The following is an 18,524-nucleotide window of genomic DNA, read 5'->3' as shown; positions in this document are numbered from 1 at the left end:
GTCCGGACCCTGATGTTCCGCGTCCCGGACGCCCCTCGGCGGCGTTCCGTCACCGCATCGAGATTCATCCGCAACCGGTTCGACGGCTCCCGGCGGCCCCCTCGCGCGTCACATTCACAGACGTCGACGACATGGGGGCCAGAGATGAACCACGGCACATCGAGACGCCCGGCGGGCCGGGCACGGGCGGGCGCGGCACTCGCCGCCCTGCTGGTGAGCGCCGCACTCCTCGCCGGATGCTCGGCGAGCGGCTCGGGCAACCATGCGTCCGAAGGCTTCGCCGCGGACAAGCGCGGCGGCCCGGTACCCGCGGCCACCGCGCCGGGCGACGCGGGCGAGCAGGCGAAGGGGGACGAGGCCGCGCCCGACTACCTCTCCACCTTCGCGCTCGACGTGGACACCGCGAGCTACGGATACGCGCGCCGCGTCCTCGGCGACGGGCAGCTCCCGAAGCCGGAGACCGTGCGGCCCGAGGAGTTCGTCAACAGCTTCAAGCAGGGGTACGAACGCCCCAGCGGCAACGGCTTCTCCGTCAGCGTCGACGGAGCCCGCGCCGGGGGAGGGGCGGACGGCTGGTCCCTGCTGCGGGTCGGCCTGGCGACCAAGGCCGCCGACGACACCTCGCCGAGACCGCCCGCCGCCCTCACCTTCGTCGTCGACATCTCCGGCTCCATGGCCGAGACCGGCCGCCTGGACCTGGTGCGATCCTCGCTCGCGTACCTCACCGAGCAACTGCGCGACGACGACTCGGTGGCCCTGGTCACCTTCAGCGACGAGGCCGAGACCGTCATCCCGATGACCCCGCTGAGCGGCCACCGCACGAAGATCCGGGAGGCCGTCGAGTCGCTCCGCACGGACAGCGCCACCAATGTCGCCGCCGGGGTGGAACGCGGCTACGACGAAGCCGTCGAGGGCCGCCGAAAGGGCGCGACCAACCGGGTCGTCCTCCTCTCCGACGCCCTCGCCAACACCGGCGAGACGGACGCCGACGCGATCCTGGAGCGGATCGACAGCTCACGGCGCGAGTACGGCATCACCCTCTTCGGCGTCGGCGTCGGCAGCGACTACGGCGACGCCCTGATGGAACGCCTCGCCGACAAGGGCGACGGCAACACCACCTACGTCTCCGACGAGGCCCAGGCCCGCAAGGTCTTCGTCGACCAGCTCCCGGCCCACGTCCAGCTGCGCGCCCGCGACGCCAAGGCGCAGGTGGCGTTCGACCGCGAGACGGTCCAGCAGTTCAAGCTCATCGGGTACGAGGACCGGGCCGTCGCCGACGAGGACTTCCGCGACGACAACGTGGACGGCGGCGAGGTCGGCCCCGGGCACACGGTGACCGCGCTCTACGCCGTACGCCTGCGCGAGAAGGCCTCCGGCCACGTCGCCACCGCCACCGTGCGCTGGCTCGACCCGGCGACCCGCAAGGCGCGGGAGGCGACCGGTTCGGTGGAGACCGGCGCCATCGACGGAGCGCTCTGGGGCGGCTCCGACGAGCGCCTCCAAGTGACCGCGGTGGCCGCCTACTTCGCCGACATCCTGCGCGGGGGATCCCTTCCCGGCGCCCCGGGGCTCGGTGAACTCACGTCCCGTGCGCGGAAACTGGCCGCCGAGACCGAGGACGGCTCGGTGGCCAAGCTGGCCGACGCCATCAGCCAGGCTGCCGCACTCACGGGCGGGACGGGCGGGATGCCGAGCGCACCGGCAGAGGGCGAGATGGGCTGAGGGGCGGTCCGGACGGAACCGGCGGGGCGGGGCGGCCGAACCCATGGGCCGCCCCGGCTCCGCCGCTTCCCCTTCTCACACGTTCGGGACCTTGAGCTTCGCCCAGCTGTCCTCGCCCGGGACACCGTCGGCCGCGTCGCCGACGTACCCGAGCTTGCGCTGCCAGGCGGCGTACGACGCACGGTCGGACGCCGACCAGGTGGGCCCGGGCCCGACCGCGTACAGGTCGCAGCCCTCCGCCACGAGCCGCTTGCCCATGGCGGTGATGATCGGACTGTTGCGTCCGATGGTGAAGAACCCGGCCCCGGGGAACGGCTCGTACGGCTCCGGGATCGGCCCGTCCGGGCCCGCGCCGAGCCGGACCCCGACCCGGTCGCGCATCGCGGACATCGGGAAGCCGCGCGGGTCGACCTTCCCCGGCTGCCACTCCAGGTGCCCGATCACCGAACGCTCGGACCACTTGTGGGCGCGGCAGAGCGCCGCCGACGCCCGCTCGATCGCCAGCAGTTGGGCGACCGGCCAGGGGTCCTGGCCGTCGCCGAGGTTGATGCACTCGAAGCCGTAGAAGTGGGTGTTGCCGTCCGTGTTGGCCTCGTTGTCGGCGGGCAGATCCGCCGCCTCGGCGACCACCGCGCGCAGCACGTCGTCGTCGCCGAGCCCGGCGTGGTTGGCACGGCCGTTGCCCACCAGGTGGACCGTGCCCTCCTTGTCGATGACCCCGTGGCAGAGCGGCCCGGGGAGGTCGGAGCGTCCGGAGTAGCAGAGCTCCACGGAGCTCGCGACGCCGGAAGTGACGGTGTGATGGATCATCACGCCGTTGACCGGGCCCCAGGGGCCCTTGTGGTCACGGTTGTTCGTGCGCCAGCTCTTGTACTCCACCACCTTCAGCCCCTCATCGCGGAGGGCCTTGAGCAGGGTGTCGGCGGACAAGGGGGTTGCCATGGTGGTGCTCCCTCGGTGCTTCGTCTGCGCGGTCGTGCGGAATGCGGTCGTGCGGAACGCGGTCGTACGAAAACGGTCATACGGCCGTGGTCGTACGGAACGCGGTCGTACGGGGATCTTGTGCCCCTCCGTGACCCGCTCCCAACCATCGGTCACCGGGACGAGGGGGCGCGCAGCGTATCGCGGCACGCCCCGCCCCCGTGGCCGAAGAGCCCGATCCCCGCCCTACCGGGTGACCCGCACCCGCGTACGCAGCGGCAACTCCGCGGACGAGCGCCCCACCGCGAACTCGTACGACCCCGGCAGCAGCGTCCAGCCGTCCTCCACGGACCGCCACACCGCCAGCGCCTCCCGGGGCACGTCCAGGGTGACGACGGCCGAACGGCCCGGCTCCACCGTCACCTTGGCGAACGCCTTGAGCTGCGACGGGGGTTCGCCCGCCGCCGCCGGGAAGGTGACGTACAGCTGCACGACCTCGCTGCCCGCGCGGGACCCGGTGTTGCGGACCCGCACGGTCGCCCGGTGACCGGAACCGGCCCGTTGGACCTTCAGCTCGGAGAGGGCGAAGGTGGTGTACGACAGGCCGTGGCCGAACGGGAAGAGCGGCTGCTCGCCCGACTGCGTGTACCAGCGGTACCCGACGGCCAGCCCCTCGTCGTAGTAGACCTGCTTGCCGTCGCCGGGGAACTCCACCGGCCGCTTGGCCGGCCCCTGCGTCTCCGTCGCCGGGAAGGTCTCGGGGAGCCGGCCGCCGGGCTCCGCGTCGCCGAAGAGCATCGCGCCCACCGCGTTGCCCTGCTCCTGGCCCCCGTACCAGTTGGCGATCACCGCCGGAACCTCCGGCAGCCACGGCATCAGCACGGCCCCCGAGGTGTTGAGCACCACGACGGTACGGGGGTTGGCCGCGGCGACCGCGGCGATCAGCTCGTCCTGGTCGGCGGCGAGGGACAGGGTGGAGCGGTCCATGCTCTCGGCCGTCACGTCCACCACGACCACCACCGCCACCTCGGCCGCGGCTGCGGTGGCGGCCGCTTCGGCGATCAGCCGGTCCTGCCCCGGCTGGTGGCCCACCCGCAGGCTCGCGGTGCCGGAGGTGTGGCGGTAGGTGACCTCGATGGAGTGCGGGCCCTCGGTGAGGGTCACGAAGCCGTTCTGCACCACCTCGGCCCCGGTCGCGTAATCCGCCACGACCGTCCCGTCGATGGTGAGCACCACCGCCCCGCCGCCGCTCAGCGAGAACCGGTACCGGCCGGTGACGGACGCCGTGTACGTACCGCTGTACCGCGCCGACCAGGCACCGGTCCGGCCGCTCACCGGGGGCGGCGCGGCCGTCCAGTCGAGGCGGTCGGTGACCGTGGTGGCGAGGACCGTGCCGGTGAGGTCGGCCGAGGCGTAGTAGACCGCCCGCAGCCCCGTCCCCAGGGCGGACGCGGGTACGGCGGGCAGGGCGCCGACCCCGAGGGTGCCGCGCGCGTACGTCACCGGGACGCTCACCGGGGCGCTCGCGGCGCGGGCCGTGATCCCGGCGAGCGGGGTCACCACCCCGCCGTACGGGTTCACGCTCCCCGAACCGCCGCCGTGCGACCGGTACCCCGCACCGGCCGCGTCCCCGATCACCGCCACGGACCGGGGGGCGGCGAACGGCAGCACCCCGCCCGCGTTCTTCAGCAGCACACTGCCCTGGACCCCGATCCGACGGGCCAGCAGCCGGTTCTCCTCGGTGGAGACGACCGTGTCCAGCAGCGTCAGCGGGTCGGGGAGCGGGTGGTCGAACAGCCCGACCCGGTACATCGCCGTCAGCACCTGCACGGCCATCGTGTCGAGCGTCTCCCCGGTGACCGAGCCCCGCGCGACCGCCGAGGCGAGCGCCGTACCGAGGTACGTGGACCCGGGCATCTCGGTGGTGGACCCCGCCTCGGCGGTCCGCACCGTGCTGTGGGTGCCGCCCCAGTCCGACATCACCATGCCGTCGAAGCCCCAGCCGTCCCGCAGCACGTCCTGGACCAGGGTGCGGTTCTCGTGCGTCCAGACCCCGTTGACCTTGTTGTACGCGGTCATCACCGCGCCCACACCGCCCTGTTGGACGGCGGCGCGGAACGCCGGGAAGTAGATCTCGTGCAGCGCGCGCGAGGACACCACCACGTCGATCGAGTGCCGCAGCGTCTCCTGGTTGTTGGCCGCGAAGTGCTTCACCGTCGCGATGACGTGCTGCGACTGGATGCCCCGTACGACGGGCGCCGCCAGCGCCGCGTTGAGGTGCGGGTCCTCCGTGAACGTCTCGAACGACCGGCCCCACCGGGGCGTCCGCAGGATGTTGACGCACGGCCCCAGCGCCACGTTGTGCCCCTTGGCCGCCTGCTCACCCCCGTACGCCCGCCCGTACGTCTCCGCCGCGGCCGGGTCCCAGGTCGCCGCCAGCGCCTTCGAGCAGGGCCACTGGGTCACCCCCGTCGACCCGTTCCCCACTCCGCTCGGCCCGTCCGCCAGGATCGTCGCGGGGATGCCGAGCCGCTCGTTGCCCGGCACCTTGCCGATGTACCCGGGCCTGGCGACGACCTCCTTGACGTTCACCCCGTGCAGCAGGGCGATCTTCTCGTCCGTCGTCATCCGCCCGACCAGCTCGACCGCCTTCGCCCGGGCCGCCGCCGACCCGGGCTGCGTCACGGGACCCACGGACACGGGTGCGGCTCCTTCGACGGCCGGGGCTTGGACGGCCGGGGCTTCGACGCCCTTGGCGCCGTTGCCGCCTCTGCTGCTCGCGCCCGAGTCCTTGTCCGAGGCGGCGGCCCCCGGTCCCACGACGGCGAGGCCGGCGGCGACCGTACCGGCACCCCCCAGTCTCAGCAGCGAACGACGACTGACCCGCATGGCCTCTCCCGGTGTTGGATGCCAGGAACGTAACGGCCGGTGGCACGCGGGCCCGGGAGGCACCAGCGATGATCACGGTTCCGGTACACCGATGCAGCCACGCGCGACCGGGGTCCCGCCCGCCGCCCCCACCTGGCGGGCGGGACCGGGGTGGGCCGTCGCGTCCACGGCCGCACGGCGCCGCCGATGCCGACGCCGTGCAACCGATCGCCTTCTCAGGTGCAGGGAACGCCGTTCAGGGCGAAGCCCGTCGGGGCGGCGCCGGGCACGCCGGATCCCTGGAATCCGAAGGACACCGAACCGCCCGGCGAAATCGCCTTGTTGTGACCGGCGTCGGTGGCCGTCACGGCCGCGCCGGTCTGGGTGGCGGTCGCGTTCCACGCGCTGGTGACCTTCTCCGCGCCGGCGAAACTCCAGACGAGGCGCCAGCCGTCCACCGCGGTGGTGCCGGTGTTGCGGATGGTGACGTCGGCGGTGAAGCCGCTGCCCCAGGAGGAGCCGACCTTGTAGGAGACGGCGCAGCCGGCGCCCGGAGCGGGCGTCTGGGTGGGAGTCGGCGTGGGCGTCGGGGTCGGGGTCGGCGTCGGGGTCGGGGTCGGCGTGGGAGTGGGTGTGGGCGTCGGGGTGGGGGTCGGGGTGGGGGTGGGGGTCGGGCCGGATCCGTCCGGCAGCGCTCCCCACTGGGATACGCCCCCGTCCAGCAGCACCAGGTTCGGCGCGTCCGCCGGGGTGGCGCCCGGTGTGGTGGGCAGGCCCTGGAGGGACCAGTCGTTCGACGGGTCCCAGGCGCCCGAGGAACTGATGCGGAACTGGACCTCCTTGCGGTACGCCGACTGCCCGGCCGGCGCGATCACCGTGTTCGAACAGTCCACGCTCACGTAGTACACGTTGCCCGCGTACAGCGTGGGGCCGCTCGCGGTACCGCACTGGTTGTAGTTGGTGGTGACCGTGATGGCCGTCGGCGAGACTCCCGGTTCCAGCGTGAAGTAGTACCGCAGGGACGCCTTCGTCAGCGATCGGGCGGGCCAGGCCGACTTGTTCACCAGGTACGCCTTGATCTCGGTGAAGTTGCTCCCGGAAGCGTTCACCGAAGCCTGCGCCAGCACCTGCGGCCCGTCCGGCTGCTCGGCCGGCGGGAAGGCGGCGAGCGGGGCGCCGCCGTACTCGGCGTAGAGGCGCGCGAGGGCTCCGGTGAACGCCGCGTTGTAGTCGGTGGCCACCTCGTTGTTGGTGTAGTTCTGCCGGTCGTCGGTGTAGGCGTCGTCGGCTGCGCTCGGACCGCCGACGAGGGCGCCGTACAGGACGTGGCGGCTTTCGACGGGGCTGGTGATCTGGTCGGTCCACGAGCCGTGCGAGGTGCGGTGGTGCGGTTTGGTGGGAGGAGTGTTGCCGAACCCGACGACGTAGCTCGCCCCGCGCGGGTTGTCGCCGAGCGCGTAGTCGATCTGGCGCACCGCGAAGTCGTGGTAACGCGCCTTGCGAGTCGCGTCGCCCGTCAGCCAGTCGCTGTAGGAGAGCGCGGCGAAGGCGGTGTTGGCCGCGTACCGCAGGGAGCCCCACGAGTCCAGCACGGCCTCGCCGCCGGGTGAGTAGCGGACCTTCGCGCCGTCCACCCCGGACGTCCACCAGTCCAGCCACCGGTTGGTGTCGTCGATGTACTTCTGCTTCCCGGTGATCTTGGCGAGCAGCACGTAGGAGCCGTAGGAGGTGTCGTCCCAGGAGAGGGTCCACCGGTAGGAACGGGTGGTGGTCTGCGGCTCGGTGGAGAGGCCGTCGTAGTACTGCTCGGCCTTGGCGAGATAGGCGGCGTCACCGGTGGCCCGGTAGAGCCAGACGGCACCCCACACCAGCTCGTCCTGGTACCCGCTCCACGAGTTGTAGTACGACTTAGCGTCCGTGATGCAGTCGCTGTACTTGCCCCGGTAGGTGTCGGCGAACGCGTACAGCTGCTTCGCGTGGGTGACCAGCTTCGCCGCGTAGGCCGGGTCGTCGTCGGCGAACAGCATTGAGGAGGAGGCCATCGCGGCGGCCGTCTGCCCGGCGAGGTCCGTACCGGGGCAGGAGGCGTCGATCCGGTAGGCGGGCCGGGTCATCGGCATCACCTCGGCCGGGCCCCACCACTTGTGGTCGTCGGCGCCGTTTCCCACCTGGCCGTACAGCACGTTCGGAGACGGGTGCGCCTTGACGAAGTAGTCGTTGACGAAACGCAGACTGTCCTTGAGGTACTTCAGCTGCCCCGACGCGGCGTACGCGGCCTTCTGCTCGACGCCGCCCCAGGCCAGGACGGTGGCGCTGTACGCCATGGGCAGACCGAACTTGACGTGGTCGCCGGCGTCGTACCAGCCGCCGGTCAGGTCGAGACCGGCGTCCTTGCCGTCGTCCAGACCCGAGTCGCCGCGCCAGGAGACCCGGTTGTCGTCGGGCAGACGGCCGGAGCGCTGGGCCTCGTAGAAGAAGAGCGACTTCTGCAGCGCCTCGCCGTAGGCGAACTTGGGGGCGGCCACGGCAGGGGTCGCGGCGAGCGGCGTGAGGGCGGCGGCGAGCAGGGCGGTCACGGCGGCGAGAGCGACGCCCCAGCGGGATCGAGTCCCCGACGTGGGACGTGAACGCGGCAGCAGCCCGCGAAGCGGACGCCCGATCCGCTGCTTTACATGTGCCTGACAAATCATCGATGTCTTCTTTCCGTGGGGAGTGTCGGCCATGGGCAGCGGCGGCGAGGCGTGATGGGAGCGCTCCCGCGCCTCAGACTGCCGCGCTGTGAAACGAAGCGGCAATGTGTGAACACGCCACTTCCGCGCCGTGTGGCCGAAACTGTGCGCTCCCCGAGCAGGCCTCCCGCCCCGGCCGCCCGCCTTGGTGGCCGGGGTGCGCTGACCGGGGTCGGTCACGGGGGTCGCGCCCCGTCCTCGTAAGACATCCGACGTCACGTTGGTGTACGGCCGTTGACAGGACGTCACCCCGCTCCCAATATGGGAGCGCTCCCATCGGCGGGACCGGTCCGCCGACCCGCACGTGCCCGACCGCACCGCGCACACGTCTCGCCTTTCGCGCCGCCCGCGCGGAACGTTCCGCTGCCCGGACGACGCTTTCGCCTGCCACGCCGGCCGTACGCCTGCTCAGCCGGCACGGCCCGATATCCACTGACCCGCTCGTGACGACGGACCACCCAGTGAGGACTCCCATGCCAGCACCGCACGGACCCGGCCGCCCGGCCGCCACCGGCTTACGCCCCCTCGCACGCGGCGCGGCCGTTCTGGCCGTGGCCTCAGCCCTGCTGACGTCGCTGGTCGGCGTCGCGCCCGCCGCGTCGTCGGCGACCGACCCCGCGGACGTGGACGTCCAGGTCAACGCCCAGGCGGCGCTGGGCCGGCTGTCGGACACCGCCCGCGGCGTCAACGCGGCCGTGTGGGACTCGCACATGAACGATCCCGAAGTGGCCGAGCTGATGAAGGCGGCCGACGTGGGGGCGATGCGCTACCCCGGCGGTTCGTACTCGGACATCTACCACTGGGAGACGCACACAGCGCCTGGTGGCTACGTCGCCCCGGGCACCGGTTTCGACGCCTTCATGGGTACCGTCGCCGCCACCGGCGCACAGCCCATCCTGATCGCCAACTACGGTTCGGGCACGCCCGAGGAGGCGGCCGGCTGGGTCAGGTACGCGAACATCACGAAGAAGTACGGCGCGAAGTACTGGGAGATCGGCAACGAGATCTACGGCAACGGCCACTACGGCAGCGGCTGGGAGCACGACGACCACCAGGACAAGAGCCCTGCCGAGTACGCCCGCCAGGTCCGCGCCTACGCCGCGGCCATGAAGGCCGTCGACCCGACCGTCAAGATCGGCGCAGTCCTCACCGCTCCGGGCGAATGGCCGGACGGTGTGACCGGCGACGGGGACTCCGGTGACTGGAACAACACCGTGCTGCCCGAAGTGGCCGACGTCATCGACTTTGTGAGCGTCCACTGGTACGCCGGAGGATCCGACACCACCGCCGCGGACGCCTCGGCCAAGCTGGCCAGGCTGCCCGGTGAACTGCGAGAGGTACGCAACCAGCTCGACCGTTACGCGGGCGCCGACTCACCGGGCATCGGCATCGCGCTCACCGAGATCAACACCAACACCGGTGGCGCCCGGCTCACCGCCCGTTCCAACGGACTCTTCGCCGCGGACGCGTTCATGACGGCTCTGGAGAACGGCGTCTTCAACGTCGACTGGTGGAACACCCACAACGGCGTCGGCGAGATCACCACCGTCGACGGCGAGACCGACTACGGCGACATGGGGATGCTCTCCAGCGGTGCCTGCAACGGCGACGTGTGCGAACCGGCGCCGAACACGCCGTTCCACCCCTACTACGGCATGAAGATGACCAGCCGACTGGGCACCGCGGGCGACACCATGGTCGCCGCCGCGTCCTCCGCGCAGGACGTCTCGGCACACGCGGTTCTCCGTCGCGACGGGCGGCTGAGCGTCCTGCTCGTCAACAAGAACCCGGACGCCGCCCGGACCGTGGACCTCGACTACGCGGGCTTCACTCCGGCCGCCACCGCGCCCGAAGGCAGCCGCTACGCACCGGGCGACACCGACATCACCGCGCTCGCAGCCGGGGAGACGTCCGCCTCCCGGGTCACCGTGCCGGCGTACGGACTGCTCTCCCTCACCCTCGAACCGCAGGCCGGCACCGGGCCGGGAGCCTCGGCCGCCGGAGCCCCGGGCACCCCGAAGCTGGAGGGGGTGACCGACACCACCGCGAGCCTGTCCTGGGGGAGCGCGACGGGCGCCGCCCGCTACCTCGTCCAGGAGCGCGACGGCGCGCACACCCACCTGATCGGTGAGTCCACCGGCACGTCCGTGACCCTGCGGAACCTGCCCCCGGGCAGCACCCACACGGTCAACGTGCTGGCAGCCGACGCCTCGGGACGGCTCTCCGCCGCGTCCTCCCCGCTGACCTTCACCACCGGCGTCCCGTCGAACGCGTCCTGCTCGGTGACCTACCACCGTGACTCGAGCTGGGGCAACGGCTTCGTGTCCACCGTCACCGTCCGCAACCTCTCCGACGCGCCGATCACCGGCTGGACCGTCGACTGGGACTGGCCGACCGGGACCCAGACGGTAGGTTCCGGCTGGAACGCCACGTTCTACCAGACCGGCTCCCACGTGCGGGTGACCGCACCCGACGGCGCGGGGCCACTGGCCCCGGACGGCGGCTCCACGGTCTCCTTCGGATTCGTCGGCGCCAACGACGGACCCAACCCGGACCCGACGGTCTTCCGCCTCAACGGGGCTGTCTGCGCTCGCGGCTGACGCCCCGTCTGCCCCATCCCGCGACCTTGCCCCCAGGCCCACCCTCCCGCGCGGACCATTCCTGCGGTGGGGTGGGCCTGAGCGGGAGGGACGGTCCGCCCCCGCCCTGCCCTACCCCGACGCGCTTGCCGTCCAAGGTGCGGGGAACCCCCTGGACGAGAGCTGGCAGAGCCTCATCGAGCGGTCCTGCAGAACGCCGCGCTCACGACGGCAGGGAGAACCGAACACGAGCACCTGGGCCGGTCGGCAGGCGGTTTTGGCGGCACCCCGGCCAGTACTCCGAGCTGCGGCGTGGCCCGGTCGGGCGCGGCTGAATTTTCGCCGGATGGAAGAGTTCCGGCCTCTTTGCCGTTCCGCGGACACGGAAAGCGGAGTTCGACGCTCACTCAGAAGCCCCCTCCTCTACTGTGATCGCATGAGCGAAGATCACTCCCTCTCGCTGTCGCCCCTTCGTGCGCTGGTGCCGCACGAGAAGTGGGCGGAGCTGACGCGGAATCCGACCCAGACCTACCTTGCCGGTCGAGCGTTGCTGCGCCAGGGCGACAGGGGAACTCACGTGCTTGCACTGGTCAATGGGTTGGTTAAGGTAGTCCGAACCGACCGCGACGGGCGGCAGCGGCTACTTGCCTTTCGGGGGCCTGGCGAGATCCTGGGTGAGATGGCGCTCCAAGGCGCCGGCATGCGAATGGCTAGTGTGTGGGCAATGAGCAAATGCAAAGCAGTGCTCGTCCCTGGGGAGAAATTCCGGTGTTTTGTGGACGATCACCGGCTCGCCTATCCACTCGCTGTGATGGCGTCCCGCCGTCTGCTGGAGCAGACCGAGATCCATGACGGGGCTGTCCACGAGCGGCTTGCCGTGGCCCTGCTTCGCCTGGTCGAGGTATCCGGCGGGGCCCAGTCCTTCGATCTCTCCAGGGAAGACCTGGCCCAGCACATCGGCGTGGGCCGCAAGGCCGTCAGCAAGGCGCTGGAACGACTTGGGCAGGACCGGGTGAAGGCGGGGAAGCGCCGGATCGAGGTGATCGATGCTGAAGCTCTGCGCGAGATGACCGGCGTCCCGGGAGTGGGGTGTGCTCCACGTCACCTCCCGTCCGGTCTTGCGGCGCAGAACGTTCTCTCGCCCCCTGTGAGGCTCGAAACGCGAGACACCCCACGCACGAACGGCCCGCTCCGACCTCCGAGAGGCCGGGTGGGCTTCACAGAGGAGTGATATGCGAGAGTTGACCAGCGAACTGCCCGGGCGAATCGCCGGCCCCTACACGCACAGCCGGCCCCTGCCGCCCTATCTGGGCATCCTGGCGGTGGACGCCAAGGACTTCACGGGACGCCCGGCTGTGGAGCACGAAGCCGTCAGCCGGGTTGTACCGGAGCTTCTCAAGACCGCGCTGGCCAGGGCCGAACTGGGAGACCTCTGGGCGAACCGCGCCTTCCCCGCCACGACCGGGGACGGCTACGTCTTCGGGTTCGACCCCGCACACCTGCCCTTCGTGATTCACCCCCTGCTGCTCACGCTCCAGGACGTACTGACCGACTACAACGTCCTGTCGTACGGGGCGGTGCCCATCAGGCTCAGGGCGAGCGTGCACGTCGGCCCGCTGCCCGACACCGGCGACGAGTTCGGCGGCAACGGTACGGCCCGCAACGACATGCACCGGCTGCTCGACTCACGTCCCGTCAAGGCCGTGCTCACGTCGCACAGGGAGAACGTCACCCACGTTGCTGCGATCCTCTCCGACCGCTGCTACGAGGATGCTGTCGCCAGTGGGTACACCGGGCGGCATCCCGACCACTTCGTGGAGGTGGCCGCGACGATCGATGGCAAGCCGTTCTCCCAGCGGGCCTGGATCTATGTGCCCCAGCCGTCCGGACCCCTCTACGAGGAGACCTCAGACGCCGACACAACCGAGGAAGCCGCATTGGAAACGGTGCATCCGCAGCCGCGTGACGGCACGCCGACTCCCCCGGCGAGCAATGTTGCCCCCCGGGGCAACATCAACACCGGTACGGTCCACGGCGGACAGAGCGTGGCCAACCACCATGTCGCTGGGGATCACGTCGAGGGCAACAAGGCCGGCTGTGTCCGCGGTTTCCAGGGAGATCAGGTTCGCGGCAACAAGTACCAGGGGCGGCAGTGACCCCGGACGAGGAGCCGCAGTCGACGGAGCCGTCCGGTTCTGCACCGTCCGCGCCGCAGCCGTCACCCGCCGACGGACCGCCGCGTACCGAAGCCGAGCACGACATCCCCGAGCTGCTCGACGCCATCGGCGCAGCCGTCAGGGGGGCGCGCCCGTTCGTGTACGCCCCACGGGGAAACTTCAACTCCGGAGCGGTCCACGGGGGCCAGCGGGTGCACAACGGATCCGTGGGCGAAGGGCGGGGGCCCAGGGAAGGCCGGGTGCGCGAGGGACCCGTCCCGGAGGCCGAGGTGCGGGCCGCTGCCTTCGGGTTCGCGCGTCCCGACTGGTTCGGGGAAGCCCTCGCGGAGTTGAAGAAGGGGCCGCTCTTCCTGGCCGGGAGACCGGGCTCGGGCCGCCGTACTGCGGCGCTCAACCTATTGCGCGAGAGCTGCGGGGAGGGTGCTCTGCTGCGGGCGTTGGACAGCGTCATCGAACTCGACCGCTGGCAACCCACCGACTCTTCGGCGCGGGGTTACTTGATGGACGGACTGTTCCCGGCCCGGCCTCTGCGGCCCGCTGTCCTGGGACATGTGCGCTCACTTCTCGAAAAGGCGACGGCACAGATGGTGATCATGTTGCCTGATGACGCGGCGTTACTGCGTCGCCTCGAACGAGACTTGCACGTCAAGCCTGTCCAGTGCACCCCGCCGATGCCTGGCATGGTCTTCGGAAGCTACTTCGAGGCGATGGTTCCGGACCAGCGGGAGCGCGAGCGCCTCATGTCCGCGCTGAATCCGCGCCACGAGCTGAGCGACCTGCTGGTGCCGGAGCTGGTTCCGGCCGAGGTGGTGGAGCTGGTTACGGCCCTTGTGGAGGCCGATGGTGATGCCGACGCGCTCGGTGATCTGGGAGCGAGGCTGAGCTTCCAGGCGGAGCGGGAGGTTCCCGCACTCATGCGGAAGTTGCGCGATGACCCGGACGCTCTGGCCTTCTTGCTGGCAGCCTCCGTCTACGAGGGCCTGGATCACCGGCTCGTCATGGAGGAAGCCGCGCGCTTGCTGAAGCTCGCCGGAGGCCGTCTGGCGGCAGAGTTGCCGCCCAGGGACACCTCGGGGGCCGAGAAGTCCGGGGGACCGAACCCGGAGTTCGTCTTCCGCAGGTCCCTGACCGACCTACTGCACAGCGTGCGTGCCGTCCGCCAGGAACGTGCGGTCAGCACGGAGGGAGCCTACGCGCACAGTGTGCAGAGGGTCGTCTTCGTCAGGCACCGGCAGGCCGAAGCGGTACTCAGGCACGTGTGGCGCGAGTACGGGCAGCTGTCGGACCTTCTCGTCGAGTGGCTGCGGGAGGTGCGGCGCACCACCGAACTCACACGTCCAGTGGGCCAGTTCATGGGCAGAGCGGCGAGCTGGGGAGGTGGGCGACAAGCTCTGCAGCACATTCAGGCCCTCGCCGAGTCGGATCGCAGGACCAGCCGCCTCATCGCGGCGAACGCGCTGGGCATCGCGGCCGAGGACCCGGTGCTCGTTGCGGAGGTGCGGTATCGCCTCCAGAGCTGGAGCTGGGCAGCCGGTGTCGGCCTGAGGACGACGGTGGCGTACACCTGCGGGGCTGGGTTCGGGCTTTCGCGCCCCGACTTGGCCCTTCGGCTTCTTCGCGATCTCCTCCTCGGCGTCCGCAGCCGTCCCGGGGATCGAGGCCGGAAAGACGATGACGATGTCCTGCTCGCCGTGCGGGTGGCGATACTGAGTCTTTTCCAGGCCGGCAACGAAGCGAAGGTGTTCGGTCGGCTTGTCGAATGGCTGAATTCGGAGCTTGGTGACCCGGAACAGGTGTTGTCGCTGTTCGGCGAGCTGCTCCAGTCCCCCGACTGGTTCATGCGAGAACTCGCGGACGGGACTCCGGAATCTGGGGCGATCGTGGAAATCGTCCGGCGTGCTTTGAACGGGAAGAGTTCGTTCGACGCTACCTGTGCGGCCATACTGCGCTGCGCGGACTGGGCGCGATGGGAAGAGACCCAGGCGCAAGCGATGGAGTACCTGATCACCGAATTGGCCCGTGACATGCGATTCGGTGAATTCCGGTTGTTCGTCGAAATGGACGGGAGGGGAGAGCCCGGGTGGGCCGGTCTGAACACTGCGCGGGCCTCGCTCAGCAGGTGGCGCGCCGGTGAACGAGTGGCGGCAGAATGAGGGCCGAATCGATCGAACGTCTCTTCTTCCGGGTCGCCGGCCCGCCCTGGCGGGAGATCCTCCGGCAGCGTTGGTCCGGGAGCAAGGACTGGTCCCTGGTGCTCAGGGACGAGGCCGGGGACTACCTCTCTCTCGGCCGTGGTGCGGATCCGGACGACGCCGGAGCCTATGAACCCGTGCAGGACGGGGCGGCTGCGCCCGGCCTGCGCGGGCGGTACACGGATGTCTTCCGGGTTGACGTCACCGAGCACGTGGACACACGGGCGGTCGGACTCCCCACCGTGTACGGATCGGAATCCGTGGATCTGTGGGTCTCCTGGTGGGTCCACGACCCCGTACGCCTAGTACGTACGAGGACCGCGCACGGCTGGCATGTCGTGCGGACGTCCCTTACCGGCGCTCTGCATCACCTGGCCGAGGCGCAGGCGGTGGCGGGCGGCCGGCTGGGCGCCCCGGAGATCATGCAGTACCTGGGCGTGCCGCAACGCCTGGACGAAACGGGTCTGAGCTACCGGGTGTTCGACGTCCGGCTACGTGAAAGCGGCGAGGAGCTGCTGATCGGCCAGGAGAAGGTCGACGGAGTCCGCTACTCCTGGACTGCTGACCGAAGCGGTGAGTACGAGTTCTGCCTTCAGGCGCTGCATTCGGGGCCGGTGTCCCTGGCGGCACTCTGGCTCCTCAGGCATCCCGACCAGGTGCGCCAGGTACTGGACTGGGCCGTGGACCACCAGGGTCTGCTGAGTCCTCCGCGCAGTGACTGGCAGGAGGAACTGGCTGCCCTCCTGGGCACGCTCACAGAACAAGAGCGCAAGGAGATCTCCTACATCCTGCGGGACCGTATTTCCGCGCTCGGGCGTCCCGTTCCAGGTGCGGCCATCTGACCTCAGCCTATGCGCTCGATAATCGAATAAATGGGCGAGTGTGCTGTCTTCGGGCAGCACACTCGCTTTTTCCTTGAGGAAGGTTTCCGGATTCTGGTTCTGTGATCACGGTCACCCGCCTTCTGGTCTTCGGGAGCGGATGCGCAGGCCGATGCGCGGGATTCTCGATTCGTCCAGGAGACGCGGGTGCCCGATCCATATTTCGGGTGTCCATGGCATTGAAGGTCGACATGAGAGCAGAAAAGAATCGACGTGAAGACGGCGTCGTAGAGTTTCCCCGGCCGCAGGTGAGTGCCGAGTCGATGGTGGCCCGACGCGAGAAGCAGGGCGCCGACTCCGAGGCGGAGTCGTCCCGGAGAACGGTCCTGAACGCCGAACGGGGCATCATCAACACCGGCATCGTCCACGGCGGCCAGCACATCACGACCGCAGAACTTTCCAACCACGTCGACGGTGGGGCCGATGGGGACATCTGAGACTCCTCAAATCGGCGACCTCGACGCCTTCGTAGCAGCCCTGGCCGGACGGGAGATGGTGGTCGTGGCGCCCCACGGCACCGTCAATACCGGCCTGGTGACTGGCGGCCAGCGGCACACCGCGTCCCACCACCCGGCCGAGGGCGCCGCGGTCTCGGGGTCGATGCGACAAGGCCCCGTACGGGCACGGCACCTGGAGACGCTGAGGCGACGCTTTGTGCCGCCGCCCGGCTTCGAGGACGCTCTCGCCGCACTCGACTCCGGCATCACCGTGCTTGTCGGAGAACCGGGGTCGGGACGCGAGACGCACGCCCTCAACCTGTTGGCCCACGGTGGCGAGGAGCCCGTGCTCGTCCAGGTGGACGGGGCCGTCAATTTCGCTCGATGGGCGCCGCGGGCTCAAGGGGTCTATGGCTACCTGGTGATGGACCCCCCGGACCCGTTCGCGCTCCGGGCATGGGAACTCTCCCGTCTGGAGACAGCCTTGGCCGAGGCGGGGGCTCGTCTGGTCATCGTGCTGCCGGATGTCCCGGGACTGGCTGCCGCCCTGCCGGAACGCCTGGGCATACCCGTGGTGCACCACTGCCAACCGGACGCACTGCAAGTCTTCAGCGCCCATCTGGCCGAGGCGTCCTTCGGCCGAGAAGCGGTTGCCGGGTGGCTGCGGAGCCTGGAGCCGCGCCAATTGGCCGAGTTGTTGCCAGAAGGGTTGCCGCCCCGCTACGCCGCGCGGGCGGCGGAGGCTGTGCGCCGACTGGGTGGCGCGAACGGTGGTGAGGTGCTGCGCCATGTGGCCCGGGCAGAGGGCGCTGAAGTCGTCGCCCGGACTCAGACGGATCCGGCCCTCCGTGCCGCCTTGCTTGCTGTCACCGTCTACGGAGGGCTGCAGCACAGCGTGGTGAGGGCGCGAGCCGACGATCTGCTCCAACTGGTAGTGCCGGGAGTGGATTGCGAAACCGATCCGCACAGTTTGCACGGCCGCACGGCGGGCGGAACCTACCGTCAGGCATGGCCCAAGACCTTGCGACTGATCGGGGCACGTCGTGCGTGGTGCACCGAGGGCGGGAGGACGGACACGCTTTCCTTCTTCTGGCCTGCCGTGAGCGAGGGGGTGTGGGAAGTCCTGTGTCGGGACCATGCGGATCTCGTCCCCCTGCTGCATTCCTGGCTCGCCGACCCCGGCCCCGAGGCCGACCAAGTCGAACGGGCCGGGCGGGCGGTCGCCGCCATGGCGGTGGCGACTGGAGGCCGATCCTTGGAGAATCTGCGTGAGCTGGCGCTGGCTCCGTCACGTGCGGCTTCTCTGGTGGCGGGATGGTGTCTGGGGGCGCTTGTCCAGGATCCGACCGCGGGAAGGGTAGCTGCTGACCTGCTGGAACAGTGGAGTGTCGCGGCCGAGGCGCCGCTCCGCGAGACAGTGGTCCACGCCTGCCACCCGGATTGCGGCCAGGTCGAGGAAGAGCAAGCCCTGCGGCTGTTGCAACGACTCATCGCAACGGACGAGGGCACGGGTGCTGCCCCGTCCGCCGTTGCCATCGTGGAGACGCTGGTGCGCCGTTTCGAAGCGGGGGGCTCCGATGCCAGGGCAGCCCTCCAGCGCCGACTGCGCGACTGGACGGAGTTGGAGGGCATTCCGAGCTTGCTGACGGCCCTGTGCTTTCCCGCGGTGGTGAACAGAGACCTCGCATGGTGGAGCAACCGGCTTCTCGCTGACGCCGGGTCGGCCTCCAGCACCGTGCAGCTTGCAGCACATGCTCTGAACGAGCCAACCGCCTTCGCGGCCATGCGGGACGTCCTCCTCGACTGGTGCGCCGAGGCGGCATCCGCGGAGCGGCGGGACCGGGCATTGGGCGAACTCCTCGACGGCCTGGTGTCCTCCCGCCAACCCGGCGTACTCCGATGGCTCCTGGCCATCGACAGAGGCCCAGAAGCGATGCCCGGGAAGGAGCAGGCGGCTCGGGCGCTGGCCGCGTGGCGTGCGGCGAATCACGTGTCTTGAACTCCGATCGACCAGGAGG

General features: G+C 70.3%; 11 protein-coding genes. 8 read left to right on the top strand and 3 right to left on the bottom strand.

Features of this window, described 5'->3' with window-relative positions:
* The first annotated feature begins 144 nt into the window (after positions 1–144).
* A complete protein-coding gene (locus ACWCWD_RS09205; protein ID WP_450771389.1) occupies positions 145–1,722 on the top strand; it encodes a YfbK domain-containing protein in 1,578 nt (525 codons plus the stop codon).
* Positions 1,723–1,797: 75 nt separating this feature from the next.
* On the opposite strand, the gene ACWCWD_RS09200 is transcribed toward ACWCWD_RS09205, so the two are convergent.
* The 3 genes from ACWCWD_RS09200 to ACWCWD_RS09190 form a co-directional block, all read right to left on the bottom strand.
* On the bottom strand, positions 1,798–2,664 hold the full coding sequence (locus ACWCWD_RS09200; RefSeq protein ID WP_450771387.1) for a peptidoglycan-binding protein: 867 nt from the start codon (positions 2,662–2,664) through the stop codon (positions 1,798–1,800).
* 225 nt (positions 2,665–2,889) lie between these two features.
* Positions 2,890–5,532: a glycoside hydrolase family 3 C-terminal domain-containing protein gene (locus ACWCWD_RS09195; RefSeq protein WP_450771385.1), complete on the bottom strand. Its 2,643-nt coding sequence runs from the start codon at positions 5,530–5,532 to the stop codon at positions 2,890–2,892.
* Positions 5,533–5,747: 215 nt separating this feature from the next.
* Positions 5,748–8,087: a glycoside hydrolase family 9 protein gene (locus tag ACWCWD_RS09190; RefSeq protein ID WP_450771384.1), complete on the bottom strand. Its 2,340-nt coding sequence runs from the start codon at positions 8,085–8,087 to the stop codon at positions 5,748–5,750.
* Between the two features lie 626 nt (positions 8,088–8,713).
* Here ACWCWD_RS09190 and ACWCWD_RS09185 point away from each other — a divergent pair.
* The 7 genes from ACWCWD_RS09185 to ACWCWD_RS09155 all read left to right on the top strand — a co-directional run bounded on the left by ACWCWD_RS09185 (position 8,714) and on the right by ACWCWD_RS09155 (position 18,505).
* Complete coding sequence (locus ACWCWD_RS09185; protein ID WP_450771382.1) at positions 8,714–10,840, top strand: cellulose binding domain-containing protein; 2,127 nt, start codon at positions 8,714–8,716, stop codon at positions 10,838–10,840.
* Positions 10,841–11,255: 415 nt separating this feature from the next.
* A complete protein-coding gene (locus ACWCWD_RS09180; protein ID WP_450771381.1) occupies positions 11,256–12,050 on the top strand; it encodes a Crp/Fnr family transcriptional regulator in 795 nt (264 codons plus the stop codon).
* A 1-nt stretch (position 12,051) separates the two neighbouring features.
* Positions 12,052–12,975 (top strand): hypothetical protein, encoded by a 924-nt coding sequence (locus ACWCWD_RS09175; RefSeq protein WP_450771379.1) that lies wholly within the window; start codon positions 12,052–12,054, stop codon positions 12,973–12,975.
* Positions 12,972–15,149 (top strand): hypothetical protein, encoded by a 2,178-nt coding sequence (locus ACWCWD_RS09170; RefSeq protein WP_450771377.1) that lies wholly within the window; start codon positions 12,972–12,974, stop codon positions 15,147–15,149. The genes ACWCWD_RS09175 and ACWCWD_RS09170 overlap by 4 nt, the downstream gene beginning before the upstream one ends.
* Entirely contained in the window at positions 15,146–16,030 is an 885-nt protein-coding gene (locus ACWCWD_RS09165; RefSeq protein ID WP_450771375.1) for a hypothetical protein, read from the top strand. The genes ACWCWD_RS09170 and ACWCWD_RS09165 overlap by 4 nt, the downstream gene beginning before the upstream one ends.
* A 212-nt stretch (positions 16,031–16,242) precedes the next feature.
* Complete coding sequence (locus ACWCWD_RS09160) at positions 16,243–16,506, top strand: S-type pyocin domain-containing protein (RefSeq protein WP_450771374.1); 264 nt, start codon at positions 16,243–16,245, stop codon at positions 16,504–16,506.
* Positions 16,493–18,505, top strand: coding sequence for a hypothetical protein (locus ACWCWD_RS09155; RefSeq protein ID WP_450771372.1), 2,013 nt, complete (start codon positions 16,493–16,495; stop codon positions 18,503–18,505). The genes ACWCWD_RS09160 and ACWCWD_RS09155 overlap by 14 nt, the downstream gene beginning before the upstream one ends.
* The last annotated feature ends 19 nt before the right edge of the window (positions 18,506–18,524 follow it).

The organism is Streptomyces sp. NPDC001493 (genome assembly GCF_053597235.1).
This window is presented reverse-complemented; position numbering and strand designations above follow the sequence as displayed.